This window comes from Bacillus sp. FDAARGOS_1420 (genome assembly GCF_019344915.1).
Lineage (GTDB): Bacteria > Bacillota > Bacilli > Bacillales > Bacillaceae_G > Bacillus_A > Bacillus_A mycoides.
This window is the reverse complement of the sequence record NZ_JAHWJB010000002.1, coordinates 1,907,598-1,930,167: the sequence shown is the minus strand read 5'-3', so window position 1 is coordinate 1,930,167 and position 22,570 is coordinate 1,907,598. Positions and strand designations below refer to the sequence as shown.

Below are 22,570 nucleotides of genomic sequence, written 5' to 3'. Positions count from 1 at the left end.
GTATATATGTTAACGACAAACATTGAGCTGAAACCAAAAGTGAAAGCGTTTTTAAATGAAGAAATTAAAATGTTTATTAATGGCGAATTTGTTCCTTCTATTAGTGGTAAGACGTTTGAAACATACAATCCAGCGACAGAAGACGTTCTAGCGGTTGTATGTGAAGCGCAAGAAGATGATGTTGATATCGCAGTAAAAGCGGCAAGATTTGCTTTTGAATCAGGCCCGTGGGCAGAGATGACTACTGCTGAAAGAGCACATCTTATTTATAAATTAGCAGATTTAATTGAAGAGCATAGAGAAGAATTAGCACAGCTGGAAGCTTTAGATAATGGAAAACCATATCAAGTAGCACTTGATGATGATATTGCAGCGACTGTAGAAAATTACCGCTATTACGCGGGATGGGCTACAAAAATTATCGGGCAAACAATTCCAATTTCAAAAGATTATTTAAATTACACACGCCATGAACCGGTTGGCGTTGTAGGTCAAATTATTCCGTGGAATTTTCCGCTCGTTATGTCTTCTTGGAAAATGGGAGCCGCTCTTGCGACAGGTTGTACGATTGTATTAAAACCAGCAGAGCAAACACCTTTATCTTTACTATATACAGCGAAGCTTTTTAAAGAAGCTGGTTTTCCAAACGGTGTCGTAAACTTTGTACCAGGTTTCGGACCTGAAGCAGGATCGGCAATTGTAAACCATCATGATATTGATAAAGTAGCTTTCACAGGTTCAACAGTTACAGGGAAATACATTATGCGTCAATCTGCAGAAACAATTAAACATGTAACATTAGAACTTGGTGGTAAGTCACCAAACATCATTTTAGAAGATGCTGACTTAGAAGAAGCGATTAACGGTGCGTTCCAAGGAATTATGTATAATCATGGTCAAAATTGTAGCGCAGGATCTCGAGTTTTCGTTCATCGAAAGCATTATGAAACAGTCGTAAATGAACTTGTGAAAATGGCAAATAACGTGAAGCTTGGAGCAGGTATGGAGGCGGAAACTGAAATGGGACCGCTCGTATCTAAAAAACAACAAGAGCGTGTGCTAAATTACATTGAACAAGGAAGAGCTGAAGGTGCTACTGTTGCAGCGGGCGGTGAACGTGCATTTGAAAAAGGTTATTTTGTACAGCCAACAGTATTCACAAATGTTACAGACGATATGACAATTGTTAAGGAAGAAATTTTTGGACCAGTTGTCGTTGTACTCCCGTTCGATTCGACAGAAGAAGTAATTGAAAGAGCAAATCGCTCTTCATATGGACTTGCTGCGGGTGTATGGACACAAAATATTAAAACAGGGCATCAAGTTGCCAATAAATTAAAGGCAGGAACAGTGTGGATTAATGATTATAACCTAGAAAATGCTGCTGCACCATTTGGTGGATATAAGCAATCTGGTGTTGGACGTGAATTAGGTTCATACGCCCTTGATAACTATACAGAAGTGAAAAGTGTTTGGGTAAATATAAAGTAATAGAGAGTCTAACTGTTAATAAATAGAGGGATGAAATAATGAGAGATGCGGACAACTGGAAGGTTTAATAATAGTTGTCCGTTTTCTTATATATAAAATTGCTTTTTCAAAAGAATGATAAGGGGGATTTGGATGGAGCAGTTAGTAGAATGGTTAGTAGGGCAAGTTTGGAGTATTGGCTTAGTTGTTTTCGCATTAGGAGCAGGAGTGTATTTCACAATTGCAACTCGTTTTTTACAAATTCGCTATTTTAAGGAGATGATTAAACTATTATTTGAAGGGAAGAGCTCGGAGACTGGGATATCATCCTTTCAAGCATTTTGTTTGGCGTTATCAGGTAGGGTTGGAATTGGTAATATCGCAGGAGTAGCGACAGCTATCGCTTTCGGCGGACCTGGAGCTGTATTTTGGATGTGGGTGATGGCATTATTAGGAGCAGCTAGTGCATTTGTTGAATCAACATTAGCACAAGTATATAAAAGTAAAGTAGGCAATGAATACCGTGGTGGTACGCCATATTTCATTGAGAAAGGCTTGAAAATGAAATGGTTTGCGGTCATTGTAGCGGTCGTTGTAACACTATCATATGGCGTTTTATTACCAGGTATTCAATCGAGTAGTATCGCAGTTGGATTTGAAAATTCTAATGGTATTAGCAAATATATAACTGGTATATTGTTAGTCGTATTATTAGCAGCTATCATTTTTGGTGGCGTAAAGAGAATTGCGGGCGTTTCTCAAATGCTAGTTCCATTTATGGCAATTGGTTATGTAATTGTTACATGTATCGTATTAATTGCGAATGTAACGGAAATTCCAAGTATGTTTGCTTTAATTTTCTCAAGTGCATTTGGTGTAAATGAAATGTTTGGGGGCATCGTCGGCGCAGCTATTGCATGGGGGGTAAAACGTGCTGTATTTTCAAATGTTGCTGGTGTTGGAGAAGCGACGTATAGCTCAGCTGCAGCTGAAGTATCACATCCTGCAAAGCAAGGGTTAGTTCAAGCGTTTTCTGTATATATCGATACAATTGTTGTATGTACAGCGACAGCGCTTATGATTTTAATAACAGGTATGTATAATGTAATACCTGAAGGGAAAAGCGCTATTGTAAAGAATATAGGAAATGTAGATGCAGGTCCAATCTATACACAACAAGCAGTTGAAACTGTTATGACCGGATTTGGTCCAATATTTATTTCAATCGCAATCTTCTTCTTTGCATTTACAACTTTGCTTGCTTATTACTATATCGCTGAAACGACGCTTACTTATTTAGATCGTGGGCTCAAATATAGTTGGTTAAAGCCAGTTTTAAAAATTGGATTTTTAATTATGGTTTACATCGGTAGTGTAGAATCAGCGTCGCTTTTATGGAATCTTGGAGATTTAGGAATCGGTAGTATGGCATGGTTAAACTTAATCGCGATTCTATTATTAAGTAAAACTGCATTAAAAGTGTTAAAAGACTATGAAACGCAGAAAAAAGAAGGGAAAGATCCAGTGTTTGATCCTAAAAATGTGGGAATTGAAGGTTTAACATTTTGGGAAGAAAGAAGTAAAGAGGTTGAAAGGAAAAATTCTAAAGAAAAAGTGTCAGTAGATAATGGGCTGAAACTGTAGATGTGCAAATTTAAAAGTTGAATAAACTGAAAATTCATTCTATTTTTTAAAAGTGAATATTTGTATATACCCTTCATTTTATCTCATACTAAAGTAAGTGTGAATAAAATGAATGGAGGATATACGATGGAAAATCAACAATATGGCTCTATAAATGATGTATTACTTGATTATAAAGAAGGTATAGGGAATTTTACGCAACAAATCCCTGAAATTGCAGAAACATATAACGCTTTTACACAAGCATGTTTTCAGGAGGGTACATTAACTAAAAGAGAAAAGCAGCTCATTGCATTAGGGATTAGTTTAGCAACACAAGACGAATATTGTACGATTTATCATACGAAGGGCTGTATCGACCAAGGATGTTCTGATAAAGAAATTTTAGAAGCTTGTGGTGTTTCAGCCGCGTTTGCTGGGGGAGCTGCAATGAGTCAGGCAGTAACCTTAGTACAAGAATGTCTGGTGGAATTGAAACATCAAAGTCATTAAACAAGAAAAAGCCCTCCTTGAAAAAATTATTTTAAGGAGGGCTTTTTAGTTTAGCCTAATTTTTTTGGAAGAGTTTCAATTGTTTCATATAATCGATAGCTTTTGTTTTATTACTCTGTTTAGAAACATATTGTAGCTCGTTTAAATCTCTATAATAACTATTAAATATTTCTTCAGAAAGTATGCCGTCAGAGATAGCTTTTTTTATTGCACAGTGTGGTTCATTTGTATGCGAACAATTAGAAAATTTACATTTCCGAGATATACCCGTAATATCTTCATATCCAAAATCAAAGTTACCTTTATGTTCTATCAAGTCAAATCCCATTTTACTAATAATTATTCCCTCCAATTTTGAAAGAGTTTTTTAGAATCATACATACAAATTTTAGCGTTTTTAAGTTATGTTTATTTTAATATTCTATATTTTTATAAATCGATGTCTCTATATTAGGGAGAAGTGTGTATATGCTCTTACCAATTAAAGATTCTAATTCTTTCTTAATTGCATAGAATCCCTTCCAATGTAAAGAAGTATGAGAGGTTGTGCCATGACGTAAACCAACTGAAATCAATCTTTTTTCAAGAGTAGTAAATCCATCCGCATCAGCAAGTGCGTCACAAAGGGTAATCACCTTATTGTATAAGTCATAGTCACTATTTTTATTCAATATTTCAATTAACCGGCTTTCCATATAATCAGGAACAATGCTCCACTCCGCTGCGATATCTATATGTTCATTTTTGCAAGGAAATGAATGCGTCACACATATAATGGCGTTTCCTGTATACCCTAAATCATTCATATACATATAACCATCATAGGAATGAATAACAGATTTAGTAAAACCTTTATATCTTCCTATGTCATGCAGGAGGGCAGCGTTGTATGCTATATCAGCATCTAGGTCGTACCCATTATTAATAAGTTCAACAACTATCTTTTCAGTTGCAAGGGCAACATTACGTGAATGATCGAACCACGGACCTGGGTTTTGTTCATATGCCCACTGGAGTAATTCTCTTGCATATGTCCTATCTAATATATATTTCATATAGGTATCCTTTCTCTAAAAAATCATATATTTAATAATTTCATCTTAGAATTTCATTATTCCTTCTTTAAAAGTTGTTACAATGAAATAAAAGGGGGAAAAGTAATGCGAAATTTAGTAATTGAAGAAATTAAGCAACTAGAAAATGATATTGAAGAGCTTTCTGAACTGTTGAAAACTGTAGTAGATGATGGGGCGTCAATAGGTTTTTTACCTCCACTAGAAGAAAAAGAAGCAGCGAAGTATTGGCAAACTGTATTAGCACCAGAAGTGATATTGTATGTTGCTAAAATAAACAATGAAGTGGCGGGCAGTGTTCAATTACATTTAGTTACAAAGCCTAACGGGATACATAGAGCTGAAATTTGCAAGTTAATGACTCATCCAAACTTTAGACGTAACGGTATTGGACGTTCACTTATGCAAAAAGCAGAGGAACGAGCAAAGCAAGAAAACAGGACTCTTTTAGTATTAGATACGAGAGAAGGAGATCCTTCCAATAGATTGTATAAGTCATTAGACTATCAAGAATCCGGTAAAATACCGGGGTATGCAATTTCTCCGAATGGTGAGTTAGATGCAACGATAATTTATTATAAAATGATTTAGTTTTTTATTTAAAAAGAGGGATATTTTCAAACCACAAAGTTGTTATTAGGTCTGAGTATTGATTTATAAAAAGATTGATAAACCCCTGTATAATAGGGGTTTTCTTTTCATTCATTAACTTCATATTGAATGTTCAATTTGAGGGCCAATTTGTATAAGGTTTTAATAGGTTTATACGAGGTATTATTTAAATAGGAATTTTGAAGTCTTTTGGTGAATATTAAATGTTAATCTAAAAGATGGAGGTTGCTGTGATGTTGAAACTGTTTCAATATAACTGGCAAGTTCGTGATGATTGGTTTACATGGTGCGAAGACATACCGGATGAAGAACTGGTAAAGAAACGGGCCGGTGGGTTTGGTAGTATACTACATACACTATTTCACATTGTAGATGTGGAATATATGTGGATCTTAGGTTTGCGAGGTGAGCCAGTGCCTGAGGAGCCATTGTTTGAAGAGTATGCCAGCTTGCAAAAAGTAAAAAATCTCTCAGCTCAATATCACGAGAAAGTGAAGCCATTTGTGACATCTTGGACAAATGAAATGGATTCTCGGAAACTTTCAGAAACTGATTTCAATGAAGAAACGATTAGCTCTAGAGACGCCCCAATCAGGCGCCGAGTCATTGAATGTACACACGGAGAGATAATACGTCATGTCATTGTCCATGAAATCCACCATATCGGCCAGTTATCTATATGGGCACGTGAAATAGGAAAGGAGCCTGTTTCCGCAAATCTGAGGGGAAGAGGGCTATTCGATAACTAGACTACCTTTGCCAATTTCGTAATTTATTTATAAACGAATGGTTTAATTGAGTATATTTAAAGCGTGTTTAGATTAATCTTTTTCAAAACACACTTTTTCTTTGTATTATTTTATCTAGGTTTATAGAGTTAATGTAATCAAACTTTTTTCGAAGCTACACTGTGATATATAATTGTAAGTAATTATTAACTACTTTAACGCCGTTTGTATTTTCAGACGGTGTTATAAGTATTTAACAGTAAAACGACAAAATAAATAATAGATTTGATAACTGGTAATTAAAATGCGTGAAGAATTGATATTTTTGTAGCTAAAAGAATTTGAGAAAGTTTTTAGAGGGTTCTTTTAGTAATGCCCTTCCACTTATAATGGTTGTAGAGAAGATGACTAGGCAACTATAGTTATTTTCGTTTCATTTTTGGGAAGGGGATGAAAGAATGAAAAAGACAAGTTTACAAAAGATGAAAAAGATTATGTTAAGTGGTGGGATATTACTTACGGGATTATTAACATTTGGATTTTCAGAAAAGGCTTCAGCTCATGGGTATGTAGAATCACCAGCAAGCCGATCTTTTTTATGTAAGCAAGGGGTAAATGTAAATTGCGGTCCAGTTCAATATGAACCACAAAGTGTAGAAGGAATAGGCGGCTTTCCGCAATTAGGACCTTCTGATGGACAAATTGCAGGTGCTGGTCATTTTCCTGCTTTAGACGCTCAATCAGTAGATAGGTGGAAGAAAGTTACGTTAAACGGCGGGACGAATACATTCAAGTGGAAACTAACCGCACCTCATAGTACGAAAGAATGGAAATACTACATTACAAAGAAGGATTGGAATCCAAATATGCCTTTAACAAGGTCTAGTTTAGATTTAGTGCCGTTCTATGTGAAAAATGATGGCGGAGTTAGACCGGGGACAACAGTAACGCATGAAGCAAATGTACCAACTGATCGTAGTGGCTACCATCTTATTTTAGCTGTTTGGGAGATTGCGGACACTGGAAATGCGTTTTATCAAGTTATTGATGTGAACCTTGTGAATAATGGTTTAAATTCCAATTTTGCGTTTAACAATGTAGTGCAAGTTCCTACACTATTTTAAATTAAATATACATTTTGATCATCTAATTCATTTTAGATGATCTTTTTTATGAAAAATATAGAAGAAAGTACAATTATTTATAAAAAATTCGGCTTTAAATATTGTCATATTTGCTTCTTTAAGATATCCTTTTCATGAAGAGGTGGAAAACATGGAAAAAGTACTAGTTTTCGGGCATAAAAACCCAGATACAGATGCAATTTGTTCTGCGATTGCTTATGCAGAATTGAAAAAAGAATTAGGAATGAATGCTGAGCCTGTACGTTTAGGCGAAATCAGCGGTGAAACTCAATTTGCGTTAGACTCTTTTAAAGTAGAAGGACCGCGTTTTGTTGAGACAGTAGCAAACGAAGTGGACAACGTTATTTTAGTTGACCATAACGAGCGTCAACAAAGTGCTAACGATATCGAATCTGTTCGTGTGTTAGAAGTTATTGACCATCACCGTATTGCTAACTTTGAAACAAGCGATCCTATTTACTACCGTTGTGAGCCAGTTGGATGTACAGCTACAATCTTAAACAAAATGTACAAAGAAAATGGCGTTACAATTCGTAAAGAAGTTGCAGGTTTAATGTTATCTGCAATCATTTCAGATTCTTTACTATTCAAATCTCCAACTTGCACAGAGCAAGACGTAGCAGCAGCTCGTGAATTAGCGGAAATCGCTGGTGTAGATGCAGATAGCTACGGCTTAGAAATGTTAAAAGCTGGTGCTGACTTAAGCGGAAAAACAATGGAGCAATTAATCTCCCTTGACGCTAAAGAATTCCAAATGGGTAACGCGAAAGTTGAAATCGCACAAGTAAACGCTGTTGATACAAACGACGTTCTTGTACACCAAGCGGAACTTGAAAAAGTTATCTCTGCAGTAGTAGAAGAAAAAGGCTTAGACCTATTCTTATTCGTTGTAACTGATATCTTAACTAACGATTCTGTCGGTCTTGCGATTGGTAAAGCAACAAACGTTGTTGAGAAAGCTTACAGCGTAACATTACAAAACAACACAGCTACTTTAAAAGGTGTTGTATCTCGTAAAAAACAAATCGTTCCTGTACTAACAGAAACATTCCAAGCTTAATAATATTGAGTACGGATAAACAGAAAGGACAAGTAGTCATATTGGCTACTTGTTTTTTTCTTTTTTAAAATGACAGAAAATTATAATTTAAAACAAGGAGGGTTGTGTATGTTTAATGGTTCAAAGACGTTAAAAAGGGATGGAAATAGGAAATGTTATGACTTGAAAACGTTGGAAAACAAATTTCAATCACTTTTAAATCAAAATATTTCTTCTGTTGCTGAATTAGAGGAATGGCTAATAAAGGAACAGCGTTTAACTGCTGAAGTAGAAGAGGTGTTAACGAGTCAATTAATTGCTGTGTATAGAGATACGAAAGACAGTACAATACGTAATCTACATAAATATAACCAAAATAGTATTCAACCACTTTTAAAAAAATACAATGCAAAATTTGATCGGAAATTTAGTGATTGTCCGTTTTCAAAGCTATTGGATGAACGAAAATACGGATACATGAAAAAAGTAAGATTGGTGAACAGCGAATTATTTAATGAAAAGAATATTTCTCTTGCCGTTAAGGAGGAGGGTTTTATAACGAAGTATAGAGAAATTATGTCTAACATAACAATCAATTGGAACAATGAAATAAGGACGTACGCATACGTTAAAGCACTCAAATAGAAGCATTCGTGAAAAGGCATGGCATGCTTTATGTGAAGCACGAAGTGTAGTAAAACCAGAAATAGATTGTATTATGAATGAACTTGTACAATTACGGAATCAAATGGCCCTAAATGCAGGGTTTAACAATTATAGCGAATATATTTTTAAGCTAAAAAACAGAGAATATAGTATTGAAGACTGTTATACGCTTCATGAATCTATAGAGAAGCTGGTTGTACCCGTATGGAAACGATTAGGAAATCTTTTTAAAAAGGATCTTGGTGTAAAAGCGTATCTTCCATGGGATCTTGCTCCTTGTACATTGCAGAAAGTTTCATTTCAAAATTCCAATGATTTATTGGATGGGATTGAAGAGATGTTAAGAAAGACAGATTCATATTTTCATGAGGAATTTATTCATATAAGGAAATCAGGATTAATTGACGTAGAAGAACGAGAAAATAAGGCGCCGGGGGCTGCTTGTTTTACCTTACCTTATAACCAAGAGGTTTTTATTTATTCTAATTTTAGTCCATCATTTAACGCAATTAATGCACTCATACATGAAGTGGGTCATGCACTTCATTTCAATAAACAGTTTAACAATGAAAGTAGTATGCAAGAAAAATATCTTCGTGAAGAAGTAGCTGAGTTGTATTCTCATAGTCTCGAGCTATTACTAATGGATAAACTTAACATTTTTTATAAGGAAGAGAATGAATATAAGAAAGCACAACGAGAACAACTGCATCGAGCTTTGTCTTTATTAATTACGCCAGTTTCAGGTGATCTATTTCAGCATTGGCTCTATACCAATCCAAATCATTCATCAGAAGAACGGGATGAGAAATATCTTGAATTATGTAAAAGGTATAAATTTTCGTCAATCGATATTACAGGCTATGAGGAAGGGCTTGGTGCGAGTTGGATAGAATCGTTCCATTATATTCAGTATCCTTTTTACAAAATTGAATATGCAATTGCACAATTAGGAGCACTACAATTATTTCAAAAATATCGGGAGAATCAAGAAAAAGCGATTACTTTCTTTAAAGAGGGAACGAGTGCGGATTGGAATTTTTCCATACAGGAAATCTATGAAAATACAGGTGTTGCATTTGATTTTTCGCAAGAAACGGTACAAAGTACTGCTGGAGCTGTATTGAAGTTTATAAGTGAATTAAAATAAGGATAGCATTCGCTATCCTCTTTATTCATAAGATCGTTTCTTGTTTATATAAAATGTAACAATAGCAGCAATAATGAAAATAGGTATTGCGTACGCTTGCCCAACAAAGAATTTCCAACCTATAGTATTATAGCCGTCAGATGCTGGAATGATAATTGCGATGATACAAACAATAATATAAGCTAATAATGCTGGGAGTATATTTTTCATAGTTGTTCACCTCCTTTTCATACTACATTTATATATTTTACTATTAAATAGCGATTGGGAGATTAAGTGTACTTGATTTTATGAAATTTTTACAAATTCACTAAAGGATGACGTGTTTGCATGCTGTATGAAAGTGACTTTAGTACGGTATGTTTATGTAATAATATATATGCTTAATAGACTGTTGTGAAATAAATTAAACCAAATATAGAATATAATGTAATTTGATCTTTCAAGATTAGTATATAGTATTCTGTAAAAAAATGTACTGGAAAATTGATATTTCATAAGAAATATAGAATCGAGGTAAGAAATAACGATGAAAAGGTTATGCATAATTCCATGCGGAAAGAAGAAAATTTGGGATAAGTACTCAGATTATGGAGAGGCAGAGGCAAAAGATGTATATATTAGTCCATTCAGAAAAGCATGTCAGGCGTATGCAACTGAGTTTTTTGAGAATTGGGTTATATTATCAGCAAAGCATGGATTCTTAAGACCAAATGATATCGTACAAGAAAACTATGATCTTGCATTTGATTCAAAGAGTAATGAGATTATTAGCATAGAACAATTAAAACAACAGATGATTGATAAAGATTTACTTCAGTTTGAAGAGATCGTCTTACTTGCGGGAAAGAAGCATAAAAAAGTAGTGACGAAGCTATATCCAGAAGAAATCATCACATATCCGTTAGTGGGATGTAGAGGGATTGGGTATATGTTGCAGAGGTTGAATGGGGCAGTGGAAGGGCAGAAGGAAGTATAGGGATAAATTAGTAATATAGATTAAAATCATGCCAAATTAATACATTTAAAATAGACTAGTAAACAAGCCTTTTTACGTTTTTAAACATAGAATATGATGAATTCTATTTTATATTAGGAGGGAATCATATTCATGTGTAATAATTGTGGTTGTAGACGCAGAGATTGTAATAGATTTTGGGATGATTTAATGTTTGGAAGATGTAGACGTAGAGATTGTGATGATTGTGGTTGTAGACGTAAACGTGACTGTGATTGTGATGATTGCCGTCGCAATCGTAAACGTGACGACGATGATGATAAATGTCGTAAGTGGTAATATTTTAAAAAGAGTACTTTGAAGTAAGTACTCTTTTTGTGTATAAACCTTTTAAATTCCATCTTGAACAGATTTTTTTTCAATTTCCCATGAATCCTGTTTTATAATCTTTAAAGTTACATTAGTACCATTAGATTCCTTATAAAAGATATATCCGTGGTTTGATTTAACGTAAGTTAAAGGTTCGCCAATGCAATCTTTAGAACAAGATGTGTTGATAAGTTTAATTAAGGATAGTTCGCTAGGATCGGTTTTACTAGCATCTATAAGTGTATCAAGGTTCGTTTTACGAAAGCCTTGTAAGTTTACATCGAAATTCTTTTCTATTTCTCCAGTAACGCTAGTATTCATTACTTCAACTGAATTTTTCTTTTCTAGAAGAAAACCATTTCCATAAAGGAATTTTGTATATCCAATCCATGCGATTAAAAATAGTATAAAAAATATACCAGTTGTTTTAAGTTTTCGAAGCCGTTTACTTACGATTGATTCTGAATATTTCATTCAGCCTAATCCTCCAATGTTTTTATTTTAAAGTATGCGTGGGTATATATATTTAGAAGGAGATGAAAGTTAGAGAGTTACTGATTCAAAAAAAGAAAGCATCTGAAGTTAGGTGCTTTCTTTTTGAATACTGTCCGCTATCTGTTAGTTACTTGTTTCATAAGCGGTCTTATTTCTTTAACAGGTGGTTTTTTATCATAGGCATCAACGTAAGAAAAGTAATAATTTAAGTTTCTAAGAAGTCCCTTTCCTATTTTTGCGCTTAAGAAGGGGAATACTTGTCCAGTATAATCATCGAGAGATTTACAGTAGTATTTTTCGTCTAAGTATATGCTGTATTTACATGTTAGTTCTACTAATGAGTTACCTTCATCATCAAATACTTCTTTAGAATCAATAATGTCTATTAATGCGAATTTTTCATTCAGATAAACTTTCTTCTTTTTCTCGTGCTTATTTGTGAGAATAAATACGAGACCAATTGCGTTAATCAAACTATTTCCTCCTATAAAAAACGGATATTAATAAAATATATCGATATACGTTAAATGTAAAGAGGAGTAGTGAAATATCATTGATAGAAAGCTAAATAAGCCGATTTGTTTTTTCAAATCGGCTTATTTTTATTGAAATACTTGCGGAAATTGTTTTACGATTGCGTCTGTTATCATGTCGGCCATTTCTAATGCTTCTTTTTCAATTTTATCGTATAGTTTTACACTGGCATCATAATCTTTATTTAGGAAGGCAAGTGCTTCCGCTTTCGTTAACGCTAAATGCTCATAAAACATTTTTCTAAATTCTTCTTTTTCTATATATGGATTGATACTAGTTAGAAACTCAACAATTTCGTCTCCATTAGCGTACCATTTCTTTTCTATAGCGGCCGCTGCGTTTTGATCACCAGCTTTTGCGGCTTTAACAAGATCAGCAGCGATTGTTAAGTGGTCTTTAATTAATGCACTATATTTTTTTACTGCATTTTCTCCGTAGAATGGTTCAAGTGATAGCCCCATGTGTGTTGCATTTTGTAGAAGACGTCCAACGGTAACGTTTACGTCGGGCAAGTTAAAGATGATGCCTATAATGGCTAATCGTGTCCAAGCAACGTGTTGTTCCCATAAAGAACGCATATATCCTTTTAGAAAGTTTTCGTTTTTACTAACTGGGTAATTTCTTACAAATGAATCGAAGTTTCCATTAGTGATATGATAAGGGGAGTAATACGATTGCCAATAAGTATACATAAATAGTTACACTCCTTTGAACATGTATATCTCACAATATGATAAACGTTATTTTTAAGTTACGTGTCCAAGAGTTTTTTTGAGAGTTGGAAAAGGAGAAAGTTGAAGGGGAATGAAAAATATACTTATGATATATATAAATCAAAAGAATTTTAAAATAATAGAGGTCCTGCAAGGGAAATTACAGGACCTCTAAAGGGTATTGTCGAGATGTCGGACTCGACTACGTAATATTAACATAAAATTCTTTCAAAAAAACCTGGTAAATGTGTCCAAATAAGAAGGGTACTTTTTAATAAAGTTAAAGGGGTCTGCTTCCCGTGGCAGACCCCTTTAACTAGATAATGTTGATGAGCAAAAACTCATCTAGAGTACTTTTATAGTAACAAATGAAATTCACTTTGTGTATTGAGAAAAAATGAATTGCTTGTATGAATGTAGCGGATTTATATTTTGCTTTTTGGAATTATAATCATTTGTGGAGAGCGGAATAGGGTTCTAAAATGGAGAAAAGACTTTTCAACCAGGCTACGATATATTGCGATATGCAAGTATAAAAAAAGACCTGCTAATTTAAGCAGGTCAACATAAGGGGTTTATCTAACAGATTATTATATATGGTAACAACTGTATTGTAGTAAGTCTATAAGTTATATGTTGAGAAAATTTGTTTGAATGATATATATTTGGCACATGTATTAACGTTTAAAAAGTTGAGAAAGGAAATTCATAAGCTTGCTATAAGAAAATAAGGGCTGATACTTATAAAATGATTCATATTTCCACGCATCATTATTAGAGAATTGGAGTTGTTTATTTGACGCTTTAGGTTTGTTGGAATTATTGTAACGACTCTTCATAATTTAACCTCCTCAAATTCATATGTATACGATTAGTAGTATTCTAGGAAGGTAAATTAAATGAATATTTATTTTGAAATTCTTTCTTCTTGTGTACTAGATTTGTTTTTTTATGTTGGAAAACGTAGAAAGCAAATAGAACTCAAATACTTATAAAATTCAAAGTGGCGAGAATCAGTTTGATGATATAATGGGAATAGATGAAAGATAAAGAAAAGCAGGTGACTCTTTTTTGTTTACAAAAGCACAAGAACTTTTAGCGTCTTATTTCGGTTATTCTTCATTCCGAAGAGGACAAGATGAAACAATTAAAAATGTATTAGATGGGAAAGATACAGTCTGTATTATGCCTACGGGTGGTGGTAAGTCAATTTGTTATCAAATTCCCGCATTAGTATTCGAAGGAACGACATTAGTTATTTCACCTTTGATTTCACTTATGAAAGACCAAGTAGATACATTAGTACAAAACGGTATTTCAGCTACTTATATTAATAGTTCCATTTCTATTACAGAAGCAAATCAACGAATTCAATTAGCGAAACAAGGCCATTATAAGTTACTTTATGTGGCGCCTGAGCGTCTTGATTCAATGGAATTTGTTGATCAACTTATCGATATGAAAATCCCGATGATTGCAATTGATGAGGCGCACTGTATTTCGCAGTGGGGACATGATTTCCGTCCTAGTTATTTACATATACATCGCATATTAGATTATCTTCCAGAAAAGCCGCTCGTATTAGCGTTAACAGCGACGGCAACACCACAAGTTCGTGAAGATATTTGCAACACACTTGGAATTAATCAAGAAAACACGATTATGACAACGTTTGAGCGCGAAAACTTATCATTCTCTGTCATTAAAGGACAGGATCGTAATGCTTATTTAGCGGATTATATTCGTCAAAATCAGAAGGAATCTGGGATTATATATGCAGCTACAAGAAAAGTTGTCGATCAGTTATATGAAGATTTAGGGAAAGCAGGAGTTTCTGTATCGAAATATCATGCTGGTATGAGCGACCACGATCGAAATGAACAGCAAGAACTCTTTTTACGAGATGAAATAAGTGTTATGGTGGCAACATCTGCATTTGGAATGGGTATAGATAAATCGAATATACGTTACGTTATCCATTATCAACTTCCAAAAAATATGGAAAGTTACTATCAAGAAGCAGGACGTGCTGGTCGTGATGGATTAGATAGTGAATGTATTTTGTTATATTCTTCTCAAGATGTGCAAGTACAACGCTTTTTAATCGATCAATCAACTGGAGAATCACGTTTTTCAAATGAGATTGAAAAACTCCAAAATATGACCGATTATTGTCATACAGAACAATGTTTACAATCATTTATTTTGCAATACTTCGGAGAAGAGCCGAAGGAAGATTGTGGTCGCTGCGGTAATTGTACGGACGACCGTGAAAGTATCGATGTGACGAGAGAATCCCAAATGGTACTATCTTGTATGATTAGGACGAACCAACGATTCGGAAAGCAAATGATTGCACAAGTATTAACTGGATCTAAAAATAAGAAAGTCATTGAATTTAATTTTCATACTTTGCCAACGTACGGTCTTTTATCAAACCGTAGTGTAAAAGAAGTCAGTGAGTTTATTGAGTTTTTAATTTCAGATGAGTTAATTGCAGTTGAACATGGTACGTATCCAACATTAAAAGTAACGGAAAAAGGAAAAGAAGTATTACTTGGTAAAGAGAATGTTTTACGCAAAGAACGAGTAGAAACGAGACAAATTGTTCAAGACCATCCTTTATTTGAAGTGCTTCGTGAAGTGCGTAAAGAAATTGCACAAGGAGAAGGTGTACCGCCGTTCGTTATTTTCTCTGACCAAACGTTAAAAGATATGTGTGCGAAAATGCCACAAAGTGACTCCGAACTCCTAACTGTAAAAGGAATCGGAGAACACAAACTCGTGAAGTACGGGTCTCACTTCTTACAAGCAGTTCAGCACTTTATTGAGGATAACCCAAACTATGCGGAAACAATTAAGACTGAAGTTGTTTCAGAGAGTAAAAAATCAGGAAAAGCGTCAGCGAATTCTCATTTAGAAACGTATGAAATGTATAAACAAGGCATTGATCTAGATGAAATTGCGAAAGAACGTAGCTTATCAAGACAAACAATTGAAAATCATTTAATTCGCTGCTTTGAAGATGGAATGGAAGTAGACTGGAACAGTTTTGTTCCTGCAGAATATGAATCACTGATTGAAACTGCCGTGCAAAATGCAGAGGGTGGTCTGAAATCGATTAAGGACCAACTTCCAAACGAAGTGAGTTACTTTATGATTCGTGCTTATTTACAAATTAGAAAGTAGAGACATATAAAGGGGATAGGGATTTATGCATCACGTTTTCGTGTATGGCACGTTAAGAAAAGAGCAAACGAATGCTCATTTTATGCAAGGTGCAATATGCATCGCAGACGAAGCATGGACGTATGGTAAATTATTTGATACATACGAAGGGTATCCTGCGATGATTTGTTCAAATGGGGAAAAGGTATACGGAGAAGTTTATGAAGTAAATGATGATGTTCTGCAAAAGTTAGATGAACTTGAAGAATACACAGGTAATGCAGAGAGTGATTTATATGACCGAATCACCGAAACGATTTATTTAGGTGATAGAGAAATACGTGCATTTGTGTATATTGCTCAAGGTAGTGAAATGTTAAAGAAAGTTATCATTTCTGGTGATTGGCTGGAGTATCAAAGAGAGAAATAAAGTGAAGCTTTAATCATTGAGCCAATCGTGCCTTTACGGACAGTTGATCTCCCACCTAACTTCTTTGCTTAGCTGAAGTTTGAGGTGGGAGGTGGGAGTCTTACGGCTCGTTAATGCGGTATAAAAACTTATTTATAGTTATGAGTAATATAAAACCTGGATAGTGGCCGCTTGTAAAACGGTCATAGTTCGGGTTTTATTTGTTTTTTAGTGTTAAGGTTACTTTTTATCATCCGCTTTTATTAGTTACTATATTAATAGGTAAAGAGGACTTGCGAACTAAACAGTGAATATATTTAAATTAAAGTTTCGAATTAAAGGAAGGTGATAACAAATGGAAAGTTTAACAATACCTGAGTTGTTTCTTTTATTATCTGTAGATGATGAAACAGAAACGATAAAAGCTCCTTATCAATCGAATATAGAAATGTTCATAACAATAAATATATTGTTAGAACTTTATCTTCAAAATCATATTCACATAGATCATGAATTTAATGTAAGGAGAACTGGAAAGTCATCAAATATTTCTTATTTGCAACAAACTTTAGATGCAACAGAGCATTTAGGAGATAAGCATGGTATAAAAATATGGTTAATGATGATTTGCAGTAAACAACAATTAACCCACAAACTATATAATTCAATACTGGAGTGTATACAACATAAAAAGCAAATAAAGATAATCGAAAAGCGTGTATTAGGTATAACGGTTCAAAAAAAATATATTTGCCTTCAAACGAAAAACCAAATTCTTATGTTTTTACGACAAAGATCTTTGGAAGGTGGGAGACAATTTTTAACTACGTTAACACTTTTCTTAGTTATGGATTTGAATGGTATGTTAAAAAGCGAAATATTTCAAAGTAATTATGAGCATTTAGTGCAATTAGAAGAATACAACGAGCGGTTGCAGGAGGTTACATTTTTGCGCAGGGTAATAATACATATTAAAGAGAAATTACCTAATCTTTTAATAAGGAAACACGCTCCATTTTCGAGCATGTAAGTTTAGTTATTTAACATACTGTATAACTGGTAGCATTCAGTAGAGAAATTATATGGAGTTAAGTTGTAATGTTCTGTCTATTTCGATATTATGTTAGATGTAGTGCAGAGGAAATGTTTTACTATATTTGGACTTGTAGTGTTAAGTGAAAGGGGAATTATTATGGGTATCAGAAATTTAGTTTCTCACCTGTAGTAGAAAAATCTATTGCAGGAGGAGAATAATAATGAACGAATTAAATGTGAAGGAATTTTACAAAAAACAATTTGAATTGTCGAATTACGATATCAATACAGAAAGCTGGCTAGAGCAGGTTGCTAAAGAAGTTCAAGAACAAGTTGGTCATCCATTTCAAGCGATGTTAGAACTAGGAGCAGGAAATGGTAGATTTGCAAGGGCGATGTCTAGGTTACAAGTGAAAATGACTACGGTTGAACTTGTACCAGAGTTAGTTATGTTTGCAAAAGAACATTCTACTAATAATATAGATATTCATTGCGCTGATTTTTATAAAATTAACTTTGAAGAAAAGTTTGATGTTGTTAGTTATTTAGACGGATTTGGTGTAGGAACAGATGATGAGCAATTGATTCTATTAAAACGGATTAAAGATTGGATGAAGGATGAAGGATGTGCACTTATTGATATTTATCAACCATTGTATTGGAAAAAAGTAAGTGGACAAGAAATGTCCTTAAGTGCAGCTATGCGAAAATACGAATATGATAGTATAAATGAAAGAATGTTAGATCATTGGTGGGACCCTAATTATCCAAATGATGTAGTAACACAGTCTTTACGATGTTATACGGTAGATGAGATTAGCAATCTATGTGCTGAAGCTAGTTTAAGTATTATGGGATTCTTCCCTGGGGGAGCATATGATTTTGAAAAACGAAAATATAAAGAATTGGCAACATTAAATGAATGTTTGGCATATCGAATTAAAGTAAGGAAGAGTAGGGATTAATCTCTACTCTTTTTTAATTTAGAAAATTCTCACTAAAACTATTGACTTTATGAATGGATTTTTAATACAATTATATTTCGACTGAAAAAATTGGAACGGACAGGAGGGAATCATCAAATGAACAACATTTTTGACGAAGAGTTACAAAAAATGAAAGATACTTTAAGTACGATGGATGATCAATTAGAACAGCTTGAAAAAATCCCGGTTTATTATGGAGAAGATTTTAAAGAGCAAATTCTTGAAAGTATGAGGGAGTCTAATAGACAAAGCTTACGTATTGGTGTACATGAGCCGTATTTTGGAAGATTAGACTTTCAGGAAAATGGCAAGGAAGACGTAATGCCGATTTACATCGGTAAAGTAGGTGTTTCGGATAAAGATACGATGAAACCAATTGTAATTGATTGGCGTGCACCTGTCGCAAGTATGTTTTATTCATTTACCGGTGGTGAAGAATTAGCATTTTATCATTCACCAGACGGATTAGTAGAAGGCGATGTTTATTTAAAACGAAACATTTCGATTCGAAAGAGAGAACTAGAACGTGTTGTTGATACATATGTGAAAGGAAATGAAGATGTCTCACATGCTGATGATTTTCTTCTATATCGATTAGGTGAGAATAAAGATAACAAATTGAAAGATATCGTTTCGACTATACAATCGGAGCAAAATGATATTATACGTGCGGAAAGAAACTTACCATTATTAATTCAAGGGGTTGCAGGGAGCGGAAAAACAACGATCGCTTTACATCGCCTTGCTTTTTTAATTTATGAATATCGTGAACAACTTGAAGCGGAGAGAATGATCGTATTCGCTCCAAACAGTTTGTTTTTAGACTATATTTCAAGTGTACTTCCTGAGTTAGGGGTAGGAAATATTAGTCAAACAACGTTTCCAGATTGGGCATTGCGTCTGTTAGATGGTTCGGTGAAACTGAAGCAGACAGAAGAAAAATTGAAAGAGGCTTTTTCAATTAATCGCGATGAAAAAAAGGTTATGCTCGGAAAATTAAAAGGCACGCTGGAATTTAAGTCGTTTATTGAAGAAAGAATGATTCAATTTGAAAAAGAATTAGTACCGACAAAAGATTTTGAGGCATGGGATAAAGCAGTTATTCCAGTGGAAGACGTTAAAAAATGGATGCAAGTTGAATATAAACATTATCCATTAAAGAAAAGAAGAGAACGTTTAGTCGGCCGAATGAAGCGCTGGATTGAAATTGAACTTAAAAAGTTTGGAGAAACAAACGAGAAAAAGTTACTAAAAAAAGAAGCAACAAAGAGATTAAATACATATATGAATTTTTGGCCAAAAATGAGCGCACTTTCACTATATAGTTCGATGATGAAGAGTAAAGAAATACTCGAAGTATTACCTGAAGAACTTGTTCAAGAAACAGAAAAGAATTGCCGTAAAAAAGAAGTATATGTAGAAGATTTACCAGCTTTAATTTACATACACCATCGCATAAATGGAATTGAAATCGGACAGAAGTTTCATCACGTCGTTATTGATGAAGCACAAGATTTTTCACCATTCCAAGTGTATGTATTAAAAGAAATTACACTAGGTAATTCTTTCACCATATTAGGTGATTTATCTCAAGCGATTTATGATTATCAAGGAATTGAAGACTGGAATGCTTTTAAGGAAGTATTCCAAGAAACAGGTTATTATGAACTGACGAGAAGTTATCGTTCTACAAAAGAAATTATTGAATTCGCGAATGAAATAATTAAAAATGCAGAGATTCCAGTAGGACTCGCAACACCAGTTTTCCGTAGCGGGGAAGACGTGAAAGTAATCCGGGCAGAGGACCAATTTACTGAAGTTTTAAAGACATTACAGCATTTGCAAAATGAAGATGTGCAAACAATCGCGGTAATTGGTAGAACAGATGATGAATGCCGTGATATATATGAGAAATTAACAAATGTAGGGTTGACAGTTAATGTCATTGAAGCAGATCAAAGCAAGTATGAAGGTGGTATTTCCGTAGTGCCAGTATACTTGGCGAAAGGGTTAGAATTTGATGCCGTACTTCTAATCGACGTTGATGAAGAACATTACAAAAATACAAAACATGATGCGAAATTATTGTATGTCGGATGTACAAGGTCGCTTCATGATTTATGGATTTTCTATAGCGGGGAAGTATCACCTTTAATTAAGGGATTAAAATAAATAAAAAAGAGGATTTTCTAGTAGTTCATGAAAATCCTCTTTTTATAGTTAAAAGGTATATGAATTAACAATCTAAGCTGTTTTTTAAATAATAAAATATCATATTCTCAAATTCCTGAATCTGCTCTTTTTCCCATAGACGAACAGCATCTACCGGATTTTGTGTATTCTTTAACCAATCTAGAATTAAGTTTAGTTGCTCTTGTGTTTGCCATATTATTTGTTCTTTTATGTTCTCATCCCGAATTCTCTCAATTAATTGAATCATATAGGGAAGTTTTTCAATACATTCGTTTAAATCTCCGCAATAACCTGATGGAAATTCATGCGTACCAAACTCTAAGCTATTTATATAGTAAGAAACAAGATGTATCATTGCCTCTTGTTCTGTATCGCCACCTAATTCAATGGTTTTTTGGAGAAGTTGTTCCAAATCCTCATCAGTATTTCCGGAACCCATATAAAGTCCCATCCATCTAAAAGGTCTTGAATCAGATGGATCCTTTTCTATCCATCGATATAGAATGTCTATTAGAAAACGATTTAGTGGGAAAGTTAACACTTCATTTTTTTCGTTTGATGTATCTAAAATAGTAAACAGCGTAATAGCAAACTCTTGTTGTTCTTTGAGTTCCCATTTCTTTGCATTTGAAATAAATGTTTCTAAATGCTTAAAAGCTAAGTTTCGTAGTCCTGCTTCGAGCTGCTGACAGTAAGAAATAAAATCATGCCAGTTCTCATTTGTATTCATATGTATAATAATGGCTTGTAGTGCAGTGTGATTTTTACTCATTAGTTATGTATCTCCATCCCGATAAAATGCTATTTTAATTGAATAACGTAAGCATATAGAAAAAATTCACTGGAGTTATATGCTTTAATATGTGCGTTTAAGTATAAATCTTGGTGATGGAAGTGTTTCTTGTTCTGCTTCAAAATACGCAACTTGATTTGTAATTGAGTATAGAATAGAAGGCATTCCCATTCCAACAGCAGCCTCTAATGCGTCTAGCAAAGGGAGGGTTTTCCCATCAATTTTTGTGTCCCATGATATGGCGTAGCAAGAATCATCGGCCCCATGTTTTTTTAACAGACGACCTATATCAATTGGACACGAATTAGGTTTAGGAATTTCAATCATATATTCTTCACGTAACGTAGTTCTGTAATTATGGCAAAGTCGACCTATCGCATCTTTATGTTTCTTAGTAGAAGAAAGCTCAAACATGATTCTACCTTGAAGTCGTTTAGTAAAAAATGATTTTACAATGATCTCTTCTAATTTTTTATCCATTATAAGTCTCCAATCTATTAATCATGTGTTGAAAATTTTAGTATTATTATATCATTACATATATTAAAAAAGGAGAGTAACTATGATTGCAAAAGTAATAACAAAAAGAAATTGGAGAATCGCGAAAAACATTGGAGAGATTAATGAAGCTTCACTTAAAGAAGAGGGATTTATTCATTGTTCATTATTAGACCAAGCTTTAAAAGTTGCTCAAAAACATTTCAATCATGAAAAAGATGTTTTATTACTTACAATAGATCCATCTCTTGTAAAAGCAGAAACAAAATATGAACTTGCTTCAAACGGTCAAGAATACCCGCATGTATATGGAGTAATTAATGTTGAGGCGATTGTAGAGGTTGTCCCATTTTCTAAAGAAAAAGGAGAGTTTATATTACCAGAGGTACATAGTTAAAAG

The 22,570-nt window shown here is 34.0% G+C and carries 23 protein-coding genes and 1 pseudogene; 16 read left to right on the top strand and 8 right to left on the bottom strand.

The genetic code is table 11. The features are described from left to right. The first annotated feature begins 6 nt into the window (after positions 1-6). The 3 genes from I6L50_RS20115 (at position 7) to I6L50_RS20105 (ending at position 3,606) form a co-directional block, all read left to right on the top strand. Positions 7-1,491: an aldehyde dehydrogenase family protein gene (locus I6L50_RS20115; RefSeq protein WP_219302635.1), complete on the top strand. Its 1,485-nt coding sequence runs from the start codon at positions 7-9 to the stop codon at positions 1,489-1,491. 132 nt (positions 1,492-1,623) lie between these two features. Beyond that, positions 1,624-3,114, top strand: a complete 1,491-nt coding sequence (locus I6L50_RS20110; protein WP_257475404.1) for an alanine/glycine:cation symporter family protein — start codon at positions 1,624-1,626, stop codon at positions 3,112-3,114. 126 nt (positions 3,115-3,240) lie between these two features. Further along, complete coding sequence (locus I6L50_RS20105) at positions 3,241-3,606, top strand: carboxymuconolactone decarboxylase family protein (RefSeq protein WP_002085063.1); 366 nt, start codon at positions 3,241-3,243, stop codon at positions 3,604-3,606. Between the two features lie 55 nt (positions 3,607-3,661). Here the strand turns inward: I6L50_RS20105 and I6L50_RS20100 are convergent, their stop codons facing one another. After that, positions 3,662-3,934: a hypothetical protein gene (locus tag I6L50_RS20100; protein ID WP_113938511.1), complete on the bottom strand. Its 273-nt coding sequence runs from the start codon at positions 3,932-3,934 to the stop codon at positions 3,662-3,664. Between the two features lie 85 nt (positions 3,935-4,019). Next, entirely contained in the window at positions 4,020-4,661 is a 642-nt protein-coding gene (locus tag I6L50_RS20095; protein ID WP_219302631.1) for an HD domain-containing protein, read from the bottom strand. A 105-nt stretch (positions 4,662-4,766) separates the two neighbouring features. On the opposite strand from I6L50_RS20095, the gene I6L50_RS20090 reads away from it, so the two are divergent. From I6L50_RS20090 to I6L50_RS20070, 5 genes and pseudogenes are all read left to right on the top strand, one after another. Then, entirely contained in the window at positions 4,767-5,270 is a 504-nt protein-coding gene (locus I6L50_RS20090; RefSeq protein WP_219302629.1) for a GNAT family N-acetyltransferase, read from the top strand. A gap of 254 nt (positions 5,271-5,524) precedes the next feature. Further along, positions 5,525-6,040, top strand: a complete 516-nt coding sequence (locus I6L50_RS20085; protein ID WP_219302627.1) for a DinB family protein — start codon at positions 5,525-5,527, stop codon at positions 6,038-6,040. Between the two features lie 437 nt (positions 6,041-6,477). Continuing rightward, positions 6,478-7,143, top strand: a complete 666-nt coding sequence (locus I6L50_RS20080; protein WP_002085072.1) for a lytic polysaccharide monooxygenase — start codon at positions 6,478-6,480, stop codon at positions 7,141-7,143. A 151-nt stretch (positions 7,144-7,294) separates the two neighbouring features. Then, a complete protein-coding gene (gene ppaC / locus I6L50_RS20075; RefSeq protein ID WP_219302626.1) occupies positions 7,295-8,224 on the top strand; it encodes a manganese-dependent inorganic pyrophosphatase in 930 nt (309 codons plus the stop codon). A 108-nt stretch (positions 8,225-8,332) separates the two neighbouring features. Beyond that, positions 8,333-10,019: pseudogene (locus tag I6L50_RS20070) on the top strand (M3 family oligoendopeptidase). Positions 10,020-10,040: 21 nt separating this feature from the next. Here I6L50_RS20070 and I6L50_RS20065 read toward each other — a convergent pair. Next, positions 10,041-10,229, bottom strand: a complete 189-nt coding sequence (locus I6L50_RS20065) for a DUF4017 family protein (RefSeq protein ID WP_219302624.1) — start codon at positions 10,227-10,229, stop codon at positions 10,041-10,043. Between the two features lie 319 nt (positions 10,230-10,548). Between I6L50_RS20065 and I6L50_RS20060 the strand changes: the two genes are divergently transcribed. Together I6L50_RS20060 and I6L50_RS20055 are read left to right on the top strand one after the other, a co-directional pair. Further along, the gene (locus I6L50_RS20060) at positions 10,549-10,998 is read left to right on the top strand and encodes a DUF6884 domain-containing protein (protein ID WP_219302622.1); all 450 of its coding nucleotides are present in this window, start codon (positions 10,549-10,551) and stop codon (positions 10,996-10,998) included. Positions 10,999-11,130: 132 nt separating this feature from the next. Beyond that, positions 11,131-11,316, top strand: a complete 186-nt coding sequence (locus I6L50_RS20055) for a hypothetical protein (protein WP_002085081.1) — start codon at positions 11,131-11,133, stop codon at positions 11,314-11,316. Between the two features lie 51 nt (positions 11,317-11,367). Here the strand turns inward: I6L50_RS20055 and I6L50_RS20050 are convergent, their stop codons facing one another. The 3 genes from I6L50_RS20050 to I6L50_RS20040 form a co-directional block, all read right to left on the bottom strand. Then, the gene (locus tag I6L50_RS20050) at positions 11,368-11,820 is read right to left on the bottom strand and encodes a hypothetical protein (protein WP_219302620.1); all 453 of its coding nucleotides are present in this window, start codon (positions 11,818-11,820) and stop codon (positions 11,368-11,370) included. A gap of 137 nt (positions 11,821-11,957) precedes the next feature. Beyond that, positions 11,958-12,314 (bottom strand): hypothetical protein, encoded by a 357-nt coding sequence (locus I6L50_RS20045; RefSeq protein WP_000606233.1) that lies wholly within the window; start codon positions 12,312-12,314, stop codon positions 11,958-11,960. Between the two features lie 129 nt (positions 12,315-12,443). Further along, the gene (locus I6L50_RS20040; protein ID WP_219302618.1) at positions 12,444-13,067 is read right to left on the bottom strand and encodes an acetylglutamate kinase; all 624 of its coding nucleotides are present in this window, start codon (positions 13,065-13,067) and stop codon (positions 12,444-12,446) included. A gap of 1,092 nt (positions 13,068-14,159) precedes the next feature. Here I6L50_RS20040 and recQ point away from each other — a divergent pair. The 5 genes from recQ (at position 14,160) to I6L50_RS20015 (ending at position 20,858) form a co-directional block, all read left to right on the top strand. Continuing rightward, positions 14,160-16,277 carry a DNA helicase RecQ gene (recQ, locus tag I6L50_RS20035; RefSeq protein ID WP_219302616.1) on the top strand — a complete coding sequence of 706 codons (2,118 nt, stop codon included), beginning with the start codon at positions 14,160-14,162 and terminating at the stop codon, positions 16,275-16,277. 25 nt (positions 16,278-16,302) lie between these two features. Next, positions 16,303-16,686 (top strand): gamma-glutamylcyclotransferase family protein, encoded by a 384-nt coding sequence (locus I6L50_RS20030; protein WP_219302614.1) that lies wholly within the window; start codon positions 16,303-16,305, stop codon positions 16,684-16,686. Positions 16,687-17,020: 334 nt separating this feature from the next. Beyond that, positions 17,021-17,695 carry a hypothetical protein gene (locus I6L50_RS20025; RefSeq protein ID WP_219302612.1) on the top strand — a complete coding sequence of 225 codons (675 nt, stop codon included), beginning with the start codon at positions 17,021-17,023 and terminating at the stop codon, positions 17,693-17,695. A 226-nt stretch (positions 17,696-17,921) separates the two neighbouring features. After that, positions 17,922-18,665 (top strand): class I SAM-dependent methyltransferase, encoded by a 744-nt coding sequence (locus I6L50_RS20020; RefSeq protein ID WP_219302610.1) that lies wholly within the window; start codon positions 17,922-17,924, stop codon positions 18,663-18,665. A 117-nt stretch (positions 18,666-18,782) separates the two neighbouring features. Continuing rightward, positions 18,783-20,858 carry a HelD family protein gene (locus I6L50_RS20015; protein ID WP_219302608.1) on the top strand — a complete coding sequence of 692 codons (2,076 nt, stop codon included), beginning with the start codon at positions 18,783-18,785 and terminating at the stop codon, positions 20,856-20,858. A gap of 64 nt (positions 20,859-20,922) precedes the next feature. Here the strand turns inward: I6L50_RS20015 and I6L50_RS20010 are convergent, their stop codons facing one another. Further along, positions 20,923-21,651, bottom strand: coding sequence for a hypothetical protein (locus tag I6L50_RS20010; protein WP_219302606.1), 729 nt, complete (start codon positions 21,649-21,651; stop codon positions 20,923-20,925). Between the two features lie 84 nt (positions 21,652-21,735). Further along, positions 21,736-22,152 (bottom strand): hypothetical protein, encoded by a 417-nt coding sequence (locus I6L50_RS20005; protein WP_219302604.1) that lies wholly within the window; start codon positions 22,150-22,152, stop codon positions 21,736-21,738. Between the two features lie 82 nt (positions 22,153-22,234). Here I6L50_RS20005 and I6L50_RS20000 point away from each other — a divergent pair, with 82 nt between their 5' ends. Then, complete coding sequence (locus tag I6L50_RS20000; protein WP_219302602.1) at positions 22,235-22,567, top strand: DUF952 domain-containing protein; 333 nt, start codon at positions 22,235-22,237, stop codon at positions 22,565-22,567. Positions 22,568-22,570 lie beyond the last annotated feature (3 nt).

Excerpts from the sequence above, each read along its gene's own strand:
- I6L50_RS20115 (WP_219302635.1), top strand. The coding sequence starts at position 7 with ATGTTAACGACAAACATTGAGCTGAAACCAAAAGTGAAAGCGTTTTTA.
- I6L50_RS20110 (WP_257475404.1), top strand. The coding sequence starts at position 1,624 with ATGGAGCAGTTAGTAGAATGGTTAGTAGGGCAAGTTTGGAGTATTGGC.
- I6L50_RS20105 (WP_002085063.1), top strand. The coding sequence starts at position 3,241 with ATGGAAAATCAACAATATGGCTCTATAAATGATGTATTACTTGATTAT.
- I6L50_RS20100 (WP_113938511.1), bottom strand. The coding sequence starts at position 3,934 with ATGGGATTTGACTTGATAGAACATAAAGGTAACTTTGATTTTGGATAT.
- I6L50_RS20095 (WP_219302631.1), bottom strand. The coding sequence starts at position 4,661 with ATGAAATATATATTAGATAGGACATATGCAAGAGAATTACTCCAGTGG.
- I6L50_RS20090 (WP_219302629.1), top strand. The coding sequence starts at position 4,767 with ATGCGAAATTTAGTAATTGAAGAAATTAAGCAACTAGAAAATGATATT.
- I6L50_RS20085 (WP_219302627.1), top strand. The coding sequence starts at position 5,525 with ATGTTGAAACTGTTTCAATATAACTGGCAAGTTCGTGATGATTGGTTT.
- I6L50_RS20080 (WP_002085072.1), top strand. The coding sequence starts at position 6,478 with ATGAAAAAGACAAGTTTACAAAAGATGAAAAAGATTATGTTAAGTGGT.
- ppaC (WP_219302626.1), top strand. The coding sequence starts at position 7,295 with ATGGAAAAAGTACTAGTTTTCGGGCATAAAAACCCAGATACAGATGCA.
- I6L50_RS20065 (WP_219302624.1), bottom strand. The coding sequence starts at position 10,229 with ATGAAAAATATACTCCCAGCATTATTAGCTTATATTATTGTTTGTATC.
- I6L50_RS20060 (WP_219302622.1), top strand. The coding sequence starts at position 10,549 with ATGAAAAGGTTATGCATAATTCCATGCGGAAAGAAGAAAATTTGGGAT.
- I6L50_RS20055 (WP_002085081.1), top strand. The coding sequence starts at position 11,131 with ATGTGTAATAATTGTGGTTGTAGACGCAGAGATTGTAATAGATTTTGG.
- I6L50_RS20050 (WP_219302620.1), bottom strand. The coding sequence starts at position 11,820 with ATGAAATATTCAGAATCAATCGTAAGTAAACGGCTTCGAAAACTTAAA.
- I6L50_RS20040 (WP_219302618.1), bottom strand. The coding sequence starts at position 13,067 with ATGTATACTTATTGGCAATCGTATTACTCCCCTTATCATATCACTAAT.
- I6L50_RS20030 (WP_219302614.1), top strand. The coding sequence starts at position 16,303 with ATGCATCACGTTTTCGTGTATGGCACGTTAAGAAAAGAGCAAACGAAT.
- I6L50_RS20025 (WP_219302612.1), top strand. The coding sequence starts at position 17,021 with ATGGAAAGTTTAACAATACCTGAGTTGTTTCTTTTATTATCTGTAGAT.
- I6L50_RS20020 (WP_219302610.1), top strand. The coding sequence starts at position 17,922 with ATGAACGAATTAAATGTGAAGGAATTTTACAAAAAACAATTTGAATTG.
- I6L50_RS20015 (WP_219302608.1), top strand. The coding sequence starts at position 18,783 with ATGAACAACATTTTTGACGAAGAGTTACAAAAAATGAAAGATACTTTA.
- I6L50_RS20010 (WP_219302606.1), bottom strand. The coding sequence starts at position 21,651 with ATGAGTAAAAATCACACTGCACTACAAGCCATTATTATACATATGAAT.
- I6L50_RS20005 (WP_219302604.1), bottom strand. The coding sequence starts at position 22,152 with ATGGATAAAAAATTAGAAGAGATCATTGTAAAATCATTTTTTACTAAA.
- I6L50_RS20000 (WP_219302602.1), top strand. The coding sequence starts at position 22,235 with ATGATTGCAAAAGTAATAACAAAAAGAAATTGGAGAATCGCGAAAAAC.